The following is a 13,372-nucleotide window of genomic DNA, read 5'->3' on the forward strand; positions in this document are numbered from 1 at the left end:
ACCGGCGGACTGGCAAAGCCAGATCCGCGGTTTCCTGGGTCTAGAGAAACTATATTGGACTGAAGCACGGTTGCTACCGCTGGCTGCCAGCGATAGCAACGGTGCCACACCCCAAGAAACTGGAACTAGACCCAGGATGCGGTGGATCCGGCTCCGCCGGTCCACCCGCATCGCCCCCTTGAGGGGGCGCCCGAAGGGCATGGGGGTGGGTTTCCCTTCCGGTCCACCCGCATCGCCCCCTTGAGGGGGCGCCCGAAGGGCATGGGGGGTGGGTTTCCCTTCCGGTCCACCCGCATCGCCCCCTTGAGGGGGCCCGCGTCAGCGGGTAGGGGGTGGGCTTCCCTTTAGACGGGGTTGTCGATGTCGATGAAATCCACCCGGACACCGAAGCGGTCGGCGATGGCCAGGCCCAGGGCCTGGACGCCGTAGCGTTCGGTGGCGTGGTGGCCGGCGGCCAGGAAGGCGGTGCCGGTTTCGCGGGCGAGGTGGACGGTGGGTTCGGAGATCTCGCCGGTGATGTAGGTCTGGGCGCCGGCGTCGATGGCGTCCTGGAGCATGCCTTGGGCGGCGCCGGTACACCAGGCGACGCGGCCCACGGGGCGGGCGGGGTCGCCGATCAGCATGGGTTCGCGCCGCAGGCGCTGGGCGATGCGGGCCGCCAGGTCGCCCACCGTGGCGACGCCGGGGGCCTGGCCGAGCCAGATCAGGCCATCATGGCCGGCGGTCTGGGGCACGCCCTCCACCAGATGGGGGGCCAGGCCCAGCACCTCGGCCAGTTGTGCGTTGTTGCCCCACCGGGGGTGGGCATCCAGGGGAAGATGGTAGGCGAACAGGTTCAGGTCATGGCCCAGGACCAGCGACAAACGGGTGCGCCGGGTGCCCCGCACGCGGGGATCCTCGTTTTTCCAGAACCAGCCGTGGTGGACCAGGAGGCCGTCGGCCCCGGCGTCGATGGCGTGCCGGATGGCGGCCTCGGAGGCGGTAACGGCGGCGATAATATGCCGGACCACGGGCCGGCCCTCGACCTGCAGGCCGTTCGGGCAGTAGTCGCGGAACCGGGCGACCTGCAGTTCGGCGGCCAGCCAGGATGCGAGTTCCTCGGCGCTGACGCCCCCCGCTGGTGCATGGGTTTGCGCTGAGGCTCGCTCGCCTGCGATCATTGTCAATCTCCTAAGCTAGGGAAAAGTATTTTGCACATGCGCCGACTATGGCTGATCTTTGCCCAGACCACCACCGTCTGTCTGGCCATTTTATTCATCGTCGCCACCCTGCGCCCCGAATGGCTGCCACGCCGCGGGGGGCCGGGCAGCAATAACGCCATCGTCGTCCCGTTCTTCGAGGCCTCGCCCTCGTCGACCGGCGAAGGCGGCGCGACCGCGTCCTACGCGGCGGCCACCCACAAGGCGGCACCGGCGGTGGTGAACATCTTCACCAGCAAGGATACGCCCCAGCAGCCGGCCTATCCGTTCTCCGACGACCCCGTCTTCCGGCGCTTCTTCGGCGAACCCGACACCAACCCGGAGCCCGTCTCCAGCCTGGGGTCGGGCGTCATCGTCAGCCCCGAAGGCTACATCCTGACCAACAACCACGTGATCGAGGCCGCGGACGAGATCGAAGTGGCGCTGGCCGACGGCCGCAAAGGCAAGGCCACGCTGGTCGGCTCCGATCCCGAGACCGACCTGGCGGTGCTGAAACTGGCCTTGCCCAACCTGCCCTCGGTCACCTTCGGCCGCGCCGAGGACCTCCAGGTGGGCGATGTGGTCCTGGCCATCGGCAACCCGTTCGGCGTGGGCCAGACCACGACCATGGGCATCGTCTCGGCCCTGGGCCGCACCCACCTGGGCATCAACACCTTCGAGAACTTCATCCAGACCGACGCCGCCATCAACCCCGGCAACTCCGGGGGGGCGCTGATCGACGCCCAGGGCAACCTGGTCGGCATCAACACCGCCATCTATTCGCGCTCGGGCGGCTCGCTGGGCATAGGATTCGCGATCCCCGTCAGCACGGCGCGCCAGGTGATGGAGCAGTTGATCACGACCGGCACGGTCACCCGGGGCTATATCGGCGTCGAGCCGCAGGACCTCACGGCGGAACTGGCCGACGCCTTCAAGCTGTCGCGCAAGGAAGGCGTCATCATCGCCGGCGTGGTGCGCGGCGGGCCGGCGGCCAAGGCCGGCATACGCACGGGCGACATCGTCGTGTCGGTCGCGGACAAGACCATCCTGGACACCACCACGATGCTGAACGCCATCGCCCAGCTTCCGCCAGGCGAGAAGGTGGCCATCAAGATCGTCCGCGGCGGGCAGGAAATGGAAACCAGCGTGACCATCGGCACCCGGCCCAAGCCGCGGCGCGAGGCGCAGCAGCCCTGATCCCGACCGGGCGGGCCCCTATTTCCTGCCCAGCCCCAGGTAGCTCTCGACCACGCGGGGATCGTCCGCCAGTTCGCGGGCCGGGCCGGCCAGCACCACCTGGCCGGTCTCCAGCACGTAGGCATAGTCGGCCGTCTGCAGGGCCGCGCGGGCGTTCTGCTCGACCAGCAGGATGGCCACGCCCCGGCGCCGCAGTTCGGCGATGATCTGGAAGATTTCCTTGACGATGCGCGGCGCGAGGCCCAGCGAGGGCTCGTCCAGCAACAGCAGGCGGGGCTTGGCCATGAGGGCACGCCCCAGTGCCAGCATCTGGCGCTCGCCGCCCGACAAGGTGGCGGCCAACTGTTGGCGGCGCTCCTTGAGCCGCGGGAACAGGCCGTAGACTTCCTCCATCGACGCGGCCTGGTCGCGGTGGCCCGAGCGGTAGCGCTGGAAAGCCCCCAGCAGCAGATTGTCCTCGACGCTCATTTCACCGAACAGCTCGCGTTTCTCGGGCACGAGATTCAGGCCCGCGGCGACCATCTGTTCGATTTCCACGCGCCGCTGGGGCCGCCCGTCCAGGCTGATGGCGCCGCGCGCCGGCAGCAGCCCCATGATGGCCGACAGCAGGGTCGTCTTGCCCGCGCCGTTGGGACCGATCACCGTCACGATCGTACCCGCCGGCACCGCCAGGTCTATGCCATGCAGCGCCTCGACCTTGCCGTAGGACACGGACAGGCCCGAGACGTCGAGCAGCGGAGCGTCCATTGCCGCCGGACCCGTCATTCCACACCTCCCAGATACGCTTCCAGCACGCGCGGATCACGCTGCACGTCCTCGGGCAGGCCCTCGGCGATCTTCTCGCCGAACTCCATCACCACCACGCGGTCGGCCAGGCCCATGACGAAGTCCATGTCGTGCTCGACCAGCAGGATGGCCATGCCCTCGGCCCGCAGCGCCTTCAGGGTATCGGACAGGGCCTGCTTTTCAAGGTAGCGCAGGCCGGCCGCCGGCTCGTCCAGCAGCAGCAGGCAGGGATCGGCGCACAGCGCGCGGGCGATTTCCAGCATCCGCTGCTTGCCCAGCGGCAGCGAGCCGGCCGCCACGTGCAGCGCGTCGCCCAGCCCCACCCGGCTCGCCTGCCGCGCCGCCTCGGCCAGCAACCGCGCCTCTTCATGGCGCTCCAGGTGCAGGCTGCCCAGCACCAGGCCCGACAGCAGCCCCGGCCGCTCGCGCAGATGGGCGCCCAGCGCGATGTTCTCGATCACGGTCATCTGCGGCAGCAGGCGCACGTGCTGGAACGTGCGGCCCATGCCCAGCGCGGCGATCTCGCGCGAGGGCCGGCCGGTCACGTCCCGCCCGCGGAAGACCACCTTGCCCGAGGACGGATCGTCCACGCCGGACAGCAGGTTGAACATGGTGCTCTTGCCCGCGCCATTGGGGCCGATCAGGGCCAGCACTCCGCCGGCGGGGACGGTGAAGCTGATGTCGTTGTTGGCCACCAGCCCGCCGAAGCGCTTGGTCAGGCCCCGGGCTTCCAGCACGACCTCGCCGTGCGCCGGCTGGGCGCGCCGGGCCAGCGGCGGCGCCCTCTCGTCCACGGCGCGCCGCGCTTCGGCCAGCGGCAGGCAGCGCCGGGCCAGGCGGACGATCACGGGCCAGAGCCCGTCCGGCGCGCGTTGCAGGGCGACCACGAGCAGGATGCCGAAGACGATGCTCTCGAAATTGCCCGAGGCGCCCAGCAGGCCCGGCAGCAGGTCCTGCAGCCATTGCTTGAGCATGGTGACCAGGCCGGCGCCGACCAGCGCGCCCCAGACCTGCCCCGCCCCGCCGATGACCGCCATGAACAGGTATTCGATGCCGATATGCAGGCCGAACGGCGTGGGGTTCACGAACCGCTGCATGTGGGCGTACAGCCAGCCCGAGACGCATGCCAGCAGGGCCGCGATCATGAAGATCGCGATGCGCGAGCGGGCGGTATCCACGCCCATGGACTCGGCCATCACCATGCCGCCCTTCAGCGCGCGGATGGCCCGGCCCTCGCGCGAGTCCAGCAGGTTGCTGACCAGCAGCATGGCCAGCAGCAGGATCGCCCAGATCAGCCAGAACAGGTGCCGGCCCTTGGACAGGTCCAGCCCGAAGACCGAGATGGGCGGCAGGCCGGACAGCCCGGTATGGCCGCCCAGGAAATCCAGCGTCCCGAACAGGAAGTACAGGCTCAGGCCCCAGGCGATGGTGCCCAGCGGCAGGTAGTGGCCGGACAGGCGCAGCGCGATGGCGCCCAGCACCCAGGCCGCCACGGCCGTGACCAGGAGCCCGGCCAGCAGCCCCAGCCAGGGCGATCCGCCCAGCCACGCAAAGGCGGGCGGCAGCGTCGCGATGGACAGCCAGGCACTGGTATAGGCGCCCAGGCCCACGAAGGCCGCCTGGCCGAACGAGGTCACGCCCCCCACGCCGGTCAGCAGCACCAGTCCCAGCGCCACCAGCGCGTACAGGCCGATGTAGTTCAGCAGCGTGACGGTGAACTCGGACATCCCGAACACGGCCGCGACGAGCAGGACGAGGCCGGCGCCAACGAACCAGATGGGCCGCAGCCGCATTATTCCTCCTCCACGTGACGCGAGGCGAGCGAGCGCCAGATCAGCACCGGGATGATCAGCGTGAACACGATGACTTCCTTGTAGGCGCTGGCCGCGAACGACGAGAAGGCCTCCAGCAGGCCCACCAGCACCGCGCCGGCGGCCGCCAGCGGATAACTGCCCAGGCCGGCGATGATGGCGGCGACGAAGCCCTTCAGGCCGATCAGGAAGCCGGTGTCGTAGTAGATGGTCGTGATCGGCGCGATGAGGATGCCCGAGAACGCGCCGATCAGGGCGCACAGCGTGAAGCTGAGCTTGCCGGCCAGGCTGGTCGGGATGCCCATCAGGCGGGCGCCGACCCGGTTCACCGCCGTGGCTCGCAAGGCCTTGCCGTACAGTGTCCGGCCGAACAGCACCGTCAGCGCCAGGATGAGGGCGATGGACGAGCCGACCACCCACAGCGTCTGCGCCGGGACCGGAATGCCGCCCAGCTCGATGCCGCCATCGGTGAAGGGCGAGGTGCGCGCCCCTTCGGCGCCGAAGAACAGCAGCCCCAGCCCCACCATGGCCACGTGCACCGCCACCGAGACGATCAGCAGCACCAGCACGCTGCTCTCGGCCACCGGCTGGAAGGCCAGGCGCCAGACCATGGGCCCGATCGGCACCACGACCAGCAGCGCGAACAGGATCTGCGCGAGCAGCGGCATCTGCGGGAAATCGATAAGACGCGCCGCGGCGAAGATCAACGCGGGATAAAGCAGGTTCCAGCCGGCGGCCCGCGGAATGGCGCGCCAGTCCTGCCGCCGCCACGCGGTCCACAGCTCCACCAGCATGACGGCGCCGCCGCCCATGGCCAGCAGCCAGACCGTTCCCGGCAACTGGCCGGCCTGCAAGCCCGCCAGGGTCAGGGCGCCCCAGGCGACGAACTCGCCCTGGGGAATGAAGATCACGCGCGTGACCGTGAAGGCCAGCACCAGCGCCATTCCCAGCAACGCATAAATGGCGCCGTTGACGACGCCATCCTGGATCAGGAAAAGGGCGATCTGTAGATCCATGTCAGCTCCGCCGGACCGCCCCAAGAGGGTGACGAGAATTCAATGAGTGCAAGGATTGTTTTACGTCCGGAGCACAGCCAACCCAGCTACACCGGCGCTAGCTCGCCACCAGAAGAACAACTGGGAAAAACGCCGTCCTGGGCCTGCCTGGTGGTACCCCAGGATGCGGTGGATCCGGCTTTGCCGGTCCCCCCGCATCGCCCCCTTGAGGGGGCGCGCGTCAGCGCGTAGGGGGAGGGATCAACCTCCAGGTGCCGTTTTCGATGACGACCATGACACGGGAACGGTTGTCCAGGCCGACGTGGTCGGTGGCGCTCATGTTGAACACGCCGTGCGCGCCCGCCACGTTCTTGACGTTTTCCAGCGCGTCGCGCAGGGCCGCGCGGAACTCCGGCGTACCCGGCTGCGCCTTCTTGAGGGCAACGGGCACGGCCGCCTCGATCAGCTTGCCGGCATCCCAGGCATGGGCGCCGAAGGTGGACACCGACCCCTTGCCGTAGGCCGCCTCGTACTTCTGCACGTACTCGGTGGCCGAGGCCTTGACCGGATTGTCGGCCGGCAACTGGGCCGACACCAGCACCGGGCCCGCCGGCAGGAAAGTGCCTTCGATATCCTTGCCGCCCACGCGCAGGAAATCGTTGTTGGCGACGCCGTGGGTCTGGTAGTACTTGCCTCGGTAGCCGCGTTCCTTCAGCGTCTTCTGGGGCAGCGCGGCCGGGGTGCCGGCACCGGCGATCAGCACGGCGTCGGGCTTGGCGGCGATCATCTTCAGCACCTGGCCCGTCACGGACGTATCGGTACGGTTATAGCGCTCGTTGGTCAGGACCTTGATGCCGGCGGCCTGGGCCGCCTTCGAGAATTCCTGGTACCAGCCCTCGCCGTAGGCGTCGGCAAAACCGATGAAGGCGACCGACTGGATCTTCTGGCCCTGCATGTGCTCGACGATGGCCTTGGCCATCTCGGCATCGTTCTGCGGAGCCTTGAAGGCCCAACGCTTCTTGGCGTCCTGGGGCGTGACGATGACGGCCGACGCGGCCATGGAGACGACCGGGGTGCCGGACTCGGCGGCCACGTCGACCATCGCCAGCGAATTCGGCGTGATCGTGGAGCCGATCATCACGTCGACCTTGTCCTCGGTCACGAAGCGGCGGGCGTTCTTGACCGCCGTCGTGGTGTCGCTGGCGTCGTCCAGCACGATGTAGTTGACCTTCTGGCCCGCGATGGTCTTGGGCATCAGGGCGAAAGTGTTCTTTTCGGGAATACCGAGCGAGGCGGCAGGCCCGGTAGCGGAAACGTTGACGCCCACGGTGATATCGGCCTGCGCGGCGGCGGCGAAAACGCCAAGGCCCACGGCCAGGGCCAGCTTGCTCAAGGAAAACATGAACGTCCCCACTTTCTGCTTGTTCTGGAACCGAACCCCCGACCCGGCCACGCGGACGGCGCCGGGGCACGAGGGGTTCAGACTTTTTCTATCGCGGTCGAATCCGAGTCCCGGCTCTTGACGAAACGGGCCGCCAACAGGCCCAGTTCGTAGAGCACGCATAAAGGTACCGCCAACAGGAACTGGCTGACAACATCCGGCGGCGTGACAACGGCCGCCAGCACGAACGCGCCGACGACGACGTAGCCGCGCGCCGCGGACAGCTTGGCCACCGTGGTCACCCCGGTCTTGACCAGCAGCACCACGGCCACCGGCACCTCGAAGGTCAGTCCGAAGGCCAGGAACATCGTCATGACGAAGTTCAGATAGGCCTCGATGTCCGGCGCGGGCGTGATGGACTGCGGCGCGAAGGTGGCGATGAAGTGGAAAACGGTCTTGAAGACCACGAAGTAGCAGAACGCCATGCCGGACAGGAACAGCAAGGTGCTGGACACGATCAGCGGCAGGGCCAGCCGCTTCTCGTGCTGGTAGAGGCCGGGCGCGACGAAGGCCCAGGCCTGGTAGAGCACGAAAGGCAGCGCGACGACGAAGGACGCCAGCAGCGTGACCTTGACCGGCACCATGAAGGGCGTGATCACGCCGGTGGCGATCATGCGCGTACCCGGTGGCAGGGTGGCCAGCATGGGCTGGGCCAGCACGTCATAGATGGCCGAGGCGCCGGGATAGAGGAACAGCACGATGAACACGGCCACGATCGCGACGATGGCCTTCAACAGGCGGTCGCGCAACTCCACCAGATGGGAGATGAAGCTGTCTTCCTGCGATACGTCTTTGTCAGTCACGTTCTTTCGCGTACCGTCGAAGCCTCGGCCGGCTGGCCGGCGGCGGGTTGATTGGCGGACGACGGCAGCGGGTCCGACGGAAACAGCGAGCCCTGGGCGAGGTCTTGTTCGGACGGGGCTTCCTGCACGGCGGCCGGAGGGGCGGCCGGCCCCGCGGCGGGCGCGTCAGCCACGGGCGAGGCGGCGGCCCTTTCGGCAACCGGCGCGTCCAGCGCGGCCGGCTCGGCGGCGGTGCCCGGCTCCTGTGTCCCCGCCGCGGCGTCCTTGACGTCGCGGGCGGCCCCCTCGACGGTCTGCTGGACCTCGTTGAGTCCCTTGTGCAGTTCCTCCACGTTGGTCTTGACCGTGGTCTCGAGCGAACGGGCGGCGTCTTCCATTTCCTTGCGCAGGTTGCGCAATTCCTCGAGCTCCATCTCGCGGCGGATGTCGCTTTTCACGTCATTGACGTAACGCTGCGCCCGGCCCAGCAGATGGCCGATGGTGCGCGCCACCTTGGGCAGCCGCTCGGGGCCGATGACGATGAGCGCCACCACGCCTATGGTGAGAAGCTCGGTAAAGCTGACGTCGAACATTCAGCGCCTGTGGGAAGCCCACCCCAGGCGGTCTCCGACCGCTCCCCTCAAGGGGCGGCACTGGCGGACCGGCAAAGCCGGATCCGCGGTGCCCTCGGATGGGCAGGTTGTTGGCATAGCGCGCAGCGCCTTCGTATTGATCATGGATCCTGGAGGGAGGTCCTGTCAGGTCCGTTCTTTTTCTTTGGCCTCGACGTCGATGGTATCGGCGGAGACGCGCTTGGGGTCGGCGGAGGTGGTTTCCGAATTGGAGGCCGCGGCGTCGCCGCCTTCCTTCATGCCTTCCTTGAATCCCTTCACGGCGCCGCCCAGGTCTTGCCCGAGGTTCTTCAGTTTCTTGGTGCCGAAGATCAGAACCACGATCACCAGGACAACCAGCCAGTGCCAAATGCTAAAGCTACCCATTACATGCTCCACGCCTTGCGGCGGAAAATCGTCCAGTCAATCCGGGCGAAGCGCCCGGCTCAGTCGCGCTTCCAGGGGCGGGGGCCGCCTATCACGTGGTAGTGCAGGTGCGGCACCTCCTGTCCACCGTCCGCGCCATTGTTGGCGACCAGACGGAACCCCCCTTCCGGGCCGGGGCGGCAGCCCTCTTCGAGCGCCAGGCGGGGAATCAGAACCTGCATTCTACCCAACAGCGGTACGTCGCTCGCGGCCACGTCCTGCAGCGACGGAACGTGCCGCTTGGGGATGACCAGGAAGTGTACCGGCGCGATGGGATGGATGTCGTGGAAAGCGAAGATTTCGTCGTCTTCGTAGACCTTGCGCGAGGGGATCTCCCCGCGCGCGATCTTGCAGAAAATACAGTTGTCACTCATCTCGTTGTTTCGTGGCGTTGCCGGCTCGGGCGGCTTTTTCATCCAAACCCGACAGGCCTTCGCGCCGCGCGAGCTCGGCGACGACCTGTTCGGGACGCAAACCGTAATACTCCAGCATGACGAGGCAATGAAACCAGAGATCGGCGGTCTCGTAAATGATCTTTTCCGGCACGCCGTCCTTGGCCGCCATCACGGTCTCGGTGGCTTCCTCGCCGATCTTCTTCAGGATGCCGTCCGGGCCCTTGCTGAGCAGCCGGGCCACGTAGGACGTCTCGGGCGAGCCGCCCCGGTCGGGCCGGCGGCTGGCGATGGTGTCGGCCAGTTGCGCCAGGAAATCGTTCATTTGTAGATGCTCTCCGGATCCTTCAGGACCGGGTCGGTCTCGACCCAGTGCGCGCCGCCTTCGGTTTCCAGGCGGCGGTAGAAGCAGCGCTCGCGGCCGGTATGGCAGGCGATCCCGCCCACCTGCTCGACCCGCAGCAGCACCACGTCACCGTCGCAGTCGAGCCGGATCTCGCGCACACGTTGGACGTGGCCGGATTCCTCGCCCTTGCGCCACAGGCGGTTGCGCGAGCGCGACCAATAGGTGGCGTTGCCGGTGCGCAGGGTCTCGCGCAGCGATTCGCGGTTCAGGAAGGCGAACATGATGACCTTGTCGGTCGTGACGTCCTGCGCGATGCCGGGCACCAGGCCGTGATCGTCGTAGACGATGGCGTCCAGCCAGGCTTCCTGGCCGGCGGACAGGGTCTCGGGTACGGTATCCATCAGTCGTCCAGCCTCATGCGTATGCCGCGCTCGGCCATGAAGCGCTTGGCCTCCTGCACCGTGTGCTGCCCGTAGTGGAAGATGCTGGCGGCCAGCACCGCATCGGCATGGCCCTCGGTGATGCCGTCCGCCAGGTCCTTCAGCGAACCGACGCCGCCGGAGGCGATGACGGGGATGGCCACGGCGTCGGACACCGCGCGCGTGAGCGCCAGGTCGAAGCCCGACCGGGTGCCGTCGCGGTCCATGCTGGTCAGCAGGATCTCGCCCGCGCCGTACTCGGCCATCTTGCGCGCCCATTGGACGGCATCCAGCCCGGTGGCATTGCGCCCGCCATGCGTGAAGACTTCCCAGCGCGGCGCCTCGCCCTCGCCCGATACCCGCTTGGCGTCGATGGCCACCACGATGCACTGGGCCCCGTAGCGGCCGGAGGCCTCGCGCACCAGGTCGGGATTGGTCACGGCCGAGGTGTTGATGCCCACCTTGTCGGCGCCCGCGTTCAACAGCCGGCGCACATCCGCCACCTGCCGCACGCCGCCGCCCACCGTCAGCGGAATGAACACCTGCGAGGCCACCTGCTCGATCACGGACAGGATGATGTCGCGCTGGTCGCTCGACGCCGTGATGTCCAGGAACGTGATCTCGTCCGCGCCCTGGTCGTCATACCGGCGCGCGATCTCCACCGGATCCCCGGCATCGACCAGATTCACGAAATTGATCCCCTTGACGACACGACCAGCAGTCACATCCAAACAAGGGATAATACGACGCGTCAACATCACAGAATTCCAAAAAACACGCGTTGCCGGGCGCAGAATCCTTCCGCCCAGCCACTACGATACGCCCATTCCCCAAGAACGCAGCCCACCTTGGGCACCGCGGTTGTTCCCCCAGGATGCGGTGGATCCGGCTCCGCCGGTCCACCCGCATCGCCCCCTGGGGGGCGCCCGTCAGGGCGTAGGGGGGGTACCTAGCTCATCCGCGCGAGCCTGCGCCGCCTGGAAGTCCAGCGTGCCCTCGTAGATGCTGCGGCCCAGGATGGCGCCTTCCACGCCTTCGTCCTCGACGGCGCAGAGTTTCTCGATATCGGTCAGGTTGGCGATGCCGCCCGAGGCGATGACCGGGATGCGCACGTGCTGGGCCAGCTTGACCGTGGCCTCGACGTTGACGCCCGACAGCATGCCGTCGCGCCCGATGTCGGTGTAGATGATGGACGAGCAGCCGTAGTCCTCGAACTTCTTGGCGAGGTCGGTGACATCGTGGCCGGTGAGCTTGCTCCAGCCATCGGTGGCCACCTTGCCGTCCTTGGCGTCCAGGCCGACGATGATCTGGCCGGGAAAGGCGCTGCAGGCGTCGTGCAGGAACCCGGGATTCTTGACCGCCGCGGTGCCGATGATGACGTAGGAAATGCCGTTGTCCAGATAGCGCTCGATGGTATCGAGGTCGCGTATGCCGCCGCCGATCTGGACGGGGATTTCGTCGCCCACGGCGTCGAGGATGGCCTTGATGGAGGCTTCGTTCTTGGGTTTTCCGGCCACGGCGCCGTTCAGGTCCACCAGGTGGAGCCGGCGCGCGCCCTGTTCCAGCCAGTGCGTGGCCATGGCGGCGGGTTCTTCGGAAAATACGGTGGCATCGTCGAGATCGCCCTGACGCAGGCGGACACAACGACCGTCTTTGAGATCAATCGCGGGAATAAGGAGCATGGCGAATCAGGATGTCGTTCGAATCAGTGGCGCTAACTGGACTGCGGGACGGAAGAAGGGGGCCGTGTCGGCTGACAGGACTCACGGGCTCCACCGCACGAAATTCTGGTAGATACGCAAGCCAGCCCCCGCGCTTTTCTCAGGGTGAAACTGAGTTGCGAAGATGTTATCCCTGGCTACGGCGCAGGTAAAGGCGACCCCGTAATCGGATTGACCGGCAATTACCCCTAGATCGGCGGGCGCCACATAGTAACTGTGCACGAAGTAGAAATAGGTATCGTCGGCCACGCCCTCCCACAGGGGATGGGACAGGGTCTGCCGCACGCGGTTCCAGCCCATGTGGGGCACTTTCAGCCGTTCGGGGCCTTCGAAGGCCGGACCGGCAAAGCGCACGACCTGCCCGTCGAAGAGGCCCAGGCCGTCGGCCGGCCCTTCCTCGCTGCGCTGGAACAGCATCTGCTCGCCCACGCACACGCCCAGCAGGGGTTTGCTGCGGGACGCCTCGATCACCGCCTCGCGCAGGCCGGTTTCCTCGAGGTAGCGCATGCAGTCGGGCATGGCGCCCTGCCCCGGGAACACGACCCGGTCGGCCGCGCGCACGCCGGCCGCATCGCTGCAGATGCGCACCTCGGCTTCGGGCGCCACGTGTTCAAGCGCCCGGGCGACCGAGCGCAGGTTACCCATGCCATAGTCGACGATGGCAATGCGCGTCATCTAGAGGACTCCCTTGGTCGACGGCACGGTGCCGCCGGCGCGCGGATCGACTTCGAGCGCCATGCGCAGCGCCCGGCCGAACGCCTTGAACACGGTCTCGCACTGGTGGTGGGCGTTGGCGCCCCGCAGGTTGTCGATGTGCAGCGTCACCAGGGCATGGTTGACGAAGCCCTGGAAGAACTCGCGGGTCAGGTCGACGTCGAACTGGCCGATCATCGCCCGCGTGAAGGGCACATGGAACTCCAGGCCGGGGCGGCCCGAGAAATCCACCACCACGCGCGACAGCGCCTCGTCCAGGGGCACGTAGGCATGGCCGTAGCGGCGGATGCCGGCCTTGTTGCCAACCGCCTTGGCGACGGCCTGGCCCAGCGTGATGCCGACGTCCTCGACCGTGTGGTGGGCATCGATGTGCAGATCGCCGTCGGCCACGACGTCGATGTCGATCAGGCCATGGCGCACGATCTGGTCGAGCATGTGGTCCAGGAACGGCACGCCGGTCTGCAGGTTCTGCTTGCCGGTGCCGTCGAGGTTGACGACCGCGCGGATGCGCGTTTCGTTGGTATTGCGGGTGATCTCGGCGGTACGCATGATC

General features: G+C 67.5%; 16 protein-coding genes. 1 reads left to right on the forward strand and 15 read right to left on the reverse strand.

Annotation, left to right across the window (positions count from 1 at the left end; genetic code table 11):
- Nucleotides 1-344 precede the first annotated feature (344 nt).
- Nucleotides 345-1,160 (reverse strand): Nif3-like dinuclear metal center hexameric protein, encoded by an 816-nt coding sequence (locus tag AC1Q6E_RS06615; protein ID WP_492572441.1) that lies wholly within the window; start codon nt 1,158-1,160, stop codon nt 345-347.
- A gap of 36 nt (nt 1,161-1,196) precedes the next feature.
- Between AC1Q6E_RS06615 and AC1Q6E_RS06620 the strand changes: the two genes are divergently transcribed.
- Nucleotides 1,197-2,375, forward strand: a complete 1,179-nt coding sequence (locus AC1Q6E_RS06620; RefSeq protein ID WP_152797885.1) for a S1C family serine protease — start codon at nt 1,197-1,199, stop codon at nt 2,373-2,375.
- A gap of 18 nt (nt 2,376-2,393) precedes the next feature.
- Here AC1Q6E_RS06620 and AC1Q6E_RS06625 read toward each other — a convergent pair whose 3' ends face one another.
- The 14 genes from AC1Q6E_RS06625 to hisB all read right to left on the reverse strand — a co-directional run bounded on the left by AC1Q6E_RS06625 (nt 2,394) and on the right by hisB (nt 13,368).
- Nucleotides 2,394-3,122: an ABC transporter ATP-binding protein gene (locus AC1Q6E_RS06625; protein ID WP_492572507.1), complete on the reverse strand. Its 729-nt coding sequence runs from the start codon at nt 3,120-3,122 to the stop codon at nt 2,394-2,396.
- Nucleotides 3,123-3,136: 14 nt separating this feature from the next.
- Nucleotides 3,137-4,954, reverse strand: coding sequence for a branched-chain amino acid ABC transporter ATP-binding protein/permease (locus AC1Q6E_RS06630; protein WP_152797886.1), 1,818 nt, complete (start codon nt 4,952-4,954; stop codon nt 3,137-3,139).
- Nucleotides 4,954-5,988, reverse strand: coding sequence for a branched-chain amino acid ABC transporter permease (locus AC1Q6E_RS06635; RefSeq protein WP_152797887.1), 1,035 nt, complete (start codon nt 5,986-5,988; stop codon nt 4,954-4,956). Before AC1Q6E_RS06635 ends, AC1Q6E_RS06630 begins: the two co-directional genes overlap by 1 nt.
- A gap of 220 nt (nt 5,989-6,208) precedes the next feature.
- A complete protein-coding gene (locus tag AC1Q6E_RS06640) occupies nt 6,209-7,369 on the reverse strand; it encodes an ABC transporter substrate-binding protein (protein WP_152797888.1) in 1,161 nt (386 codons plus the stop codon).
- Nucleotides 7,370-7,446: 77 nt separating this feature from the next.
- Complete coding sequence (gene tatC / locus AC1Q6E_RS06645) at nt 7,447-8,211, reverse strand: twin-arginine translocase subunit TatC (protein WP_296560092.1); 765 nt, start codon at nt 8,209-8,211, stop codon at nt 7,447-7,449.
- Nucleotides 8,208-8,783 (reverse strand): Sec-independent protein translocase protein TatB, encoded by a 576-nt coding sequence (gene tatB, locus AC1Q6E_RS06650; RefSeq protein ID WP_152797889.1) that lies wholly within the window; start codon nt 8,781-8,783, stop codon nt 8,208-8,210. Before tatB ends, tatC begins: the two co-directional genes overlap by 4 nt.
- A 165-nt stretch (nt 8,784-8,948) precedes the next feature.
- Nucleotides 8,949-9,188: a Sec-independent protein translocase subunit TatA gene (gene tatA / locus AC1Q6E_RS06655; RefSeq protein ID WP_124691501.1), complete on the reverse strand. Its 240-nt coding sequence runs from the start codon at nt 9,186-9,188 to the stop codon at nt 8,949-8,951.
- 59 nt (nt 9,189-9,247) lie between these two features.
- The gene (locus tag AC1Q6E_RS06660) at nt 9,248-9,601 is read right to left on the reverse strand and encodes a histidine triad nucleotide-binding protein (protein ID WP_152797890.1); all 354 of its coding nucleotides are present in this window, start codon (nt 9,599-9,601) and stop codon (nt 9,248-9,250) included.
- Nucleotides 9,594-9,944: a phosphoribosyl-ATP diphosphatase gene (locus AC1Q6E_RS06665; RefSeq protein WP_152797891.1), complete on the reverse strand. Its 351-nt coding sequence runs from the start codon at nt 9,942-9,944 to the stop codon at nt 9,594-9,596. The genes AC1Q6E_RS06660 and AC1Q6E_RS06665 overlap by 8 nt, the downstream gene beginning before the upstream one ends.
- The gene (gene hisI, locus AC1Q6E_RS06670) at nt 9,941-10,366 is read right to left on the reverse strand and encodes a phosphoribosyl-AMP cyclohydrolase (RefSeq protein ID WP_296560085.1); all 426 of its coding nucleotides are present in this window, start codon (nt 10,364-10,366) and stop codon (nt 9,941-9,943) included. The genes AC1Q6E_RS06665 and hisI overlap by 4 nt, the downstream gene beginning before the upstream one ends.
- Entirely contained in the window at nt 10,366-11,145 is a 780-nt protein-coding gene (gene hisF, locus AC1Q6E_RS06675; RefSeq protein ID WP_296560082.1) for an imidazole glycerol phosphate synthase subunit HisF, read from the reverse strand. Before hisF ends, hisI begins: the two co-directional genes overlap by 1 nt.
- A gap of 168 nt (nt 11,146-11,313) precedes the next feature.
- Nucleotides 11,314-12,066, reverse strand: coding sequence for a 1-(5-phosphoribosyl)-5-[(5-phosphoribosylamino)methylideneamino]imidazole-4-carboxamide isomerase (gene hisA / locus AC1Q6E_RS06680; RefSeq protein WP_152797894.1), 753 nt, complete (start codon nt 12,064-12,066; stop codon nt 11,314-11,316).
- A gap of 81 nt (nt 12,067-12,147) precedes the next feature.
- Nucleotides 12,148-12,780 (reverse strand): imidazole glycerol phosphate synthase subunit HisH, encoded by a 633-nt coding sequence (hisH, locus tag AC1Q6E_RS06685; RefSeq protein ID WP_152797895.1) that lies wholly within the window; start codon nt 12,778-12,780, stop codon nt 12,148-12,150.
- Entirely contained in the window at nt 12,781-13,368 is a 588-nt protein-coding gene (gene hisB, locus AC1Q6E_RS06690) for an imidazoleglycerol-phosphate dehydratase HisB (RefSeq protein WP_152797896.1), read from the reverse strand.
- Between the last annotated feature and the right edge of the window lie 4 nt (nt 13,369-13,372).

This window comes from Pigmentiphaga sp. MLSB6-MA01 (genome assembly GCF_058793475.1).

Excerpts from the sequence above, each read along its gene's own strand:
- tatA (WP_124691501.1), bottom strand. The coding sequence starts at position 9,188 with ATGGGTAGCTTTAGCATTTGGCACTGGCTGGTTGTCCTGGTGATCGTG.
- hisH (WP_152797895.1), bottom strand. The coding sequence starts at position 12,780 with ATGACGCGCATTGCCATCGTCGACTATGGCATGGGTAACCTGCGCTCG.
- hisA (WP_152797894.1), bottom strand. The coding sequence starts at position 12,066 with ATGCTCCTTATTCCCGCGATTGATCTCAAAGACGGTCGTTGTGTCCGC.
- AC1Q6E_RS06620 (WP_152797885.1), top strand. The coding sequence starts at position 1,197 with ATGCGCCGACTATGGCTGATCTTTGCCCAGACCACCACCGTCTGTCTG.
- hisB (WP_152797896.1), bottom strand. The coding sequence starts at position 13,368 with ATGCGTACCGCCGAGATCACCCGCAATACCAACGAAACGCGCATCCGC.
- AC1Q6E_RS06665 (WP_152797891.1), bottom strand. The coding sequence starts at position 9,944 with ATGAACGATTTCCTGGCGCAACTGGCCGACACCATCGCCAGCCGCCGG.
- AC1Q6E_RS06640 (WP_152797888.1), bottom strand. The coding sequence starts at position 7,369 with ATGTTTTCCTTGAGCAAGCTGGCCCTGGCCGTGGGCCTTGGCGTTTTC.
- hisI (WP_296560085.1), bottom strand. The coding sequence starts at position 10,366 with ATGGATACCGTACCCGAGACCCTGTCCGCCGGCCAGGAAGCCTGGCTG.
- AC1Q6E_RS06660 (WP_152797890.1), bottom strand. The coding sequence starts at position 9,601 with ATGAGTGACAACTGTATTTTCTGCAAGATCGCGCGCGGGGAGATCCCC.
- AC1Q6E_RS06615 (WP_492572441.1), bottom strand. The coding sequence starts at position 1,160 with ATGATCGCAGGCGAGCGAGCCTCAGCGCAAACCCATGCACCAGCGGGG.
- AC1Q6E_RS06635 (WP_152797887.1), bottom strand. The coding sequence starts at position 5,988 with ATGGATCTACAGATCGCCCTTTTCCTGATCCAGGATGGCGTCGTCAAC.
- AC1Q6E_RS06625 (WP_492572507.1), bottom strand. The coding sequence starts at position 3,122 with ATGGACGCTCCGCTGCTCGACGTCTCGGGCCTGTCCGTGTCCTACGGC.
- tatB (WP_152797889.1), bottom strand. The coding sequence starts at position 8,783 with ATGTTCGACGTCAGCTTTACCGAGCTTCTCACCATAGGCGTGGTGGCG.
- AC1Q6E_RS06630 (WP_152797886.1), bottom strand. The coding sequence starts at position 4,954 with ATGCGGCTGCGGCCCATCTGGTTCGTTGGCGCCGGCCTCGTCCTGCTC.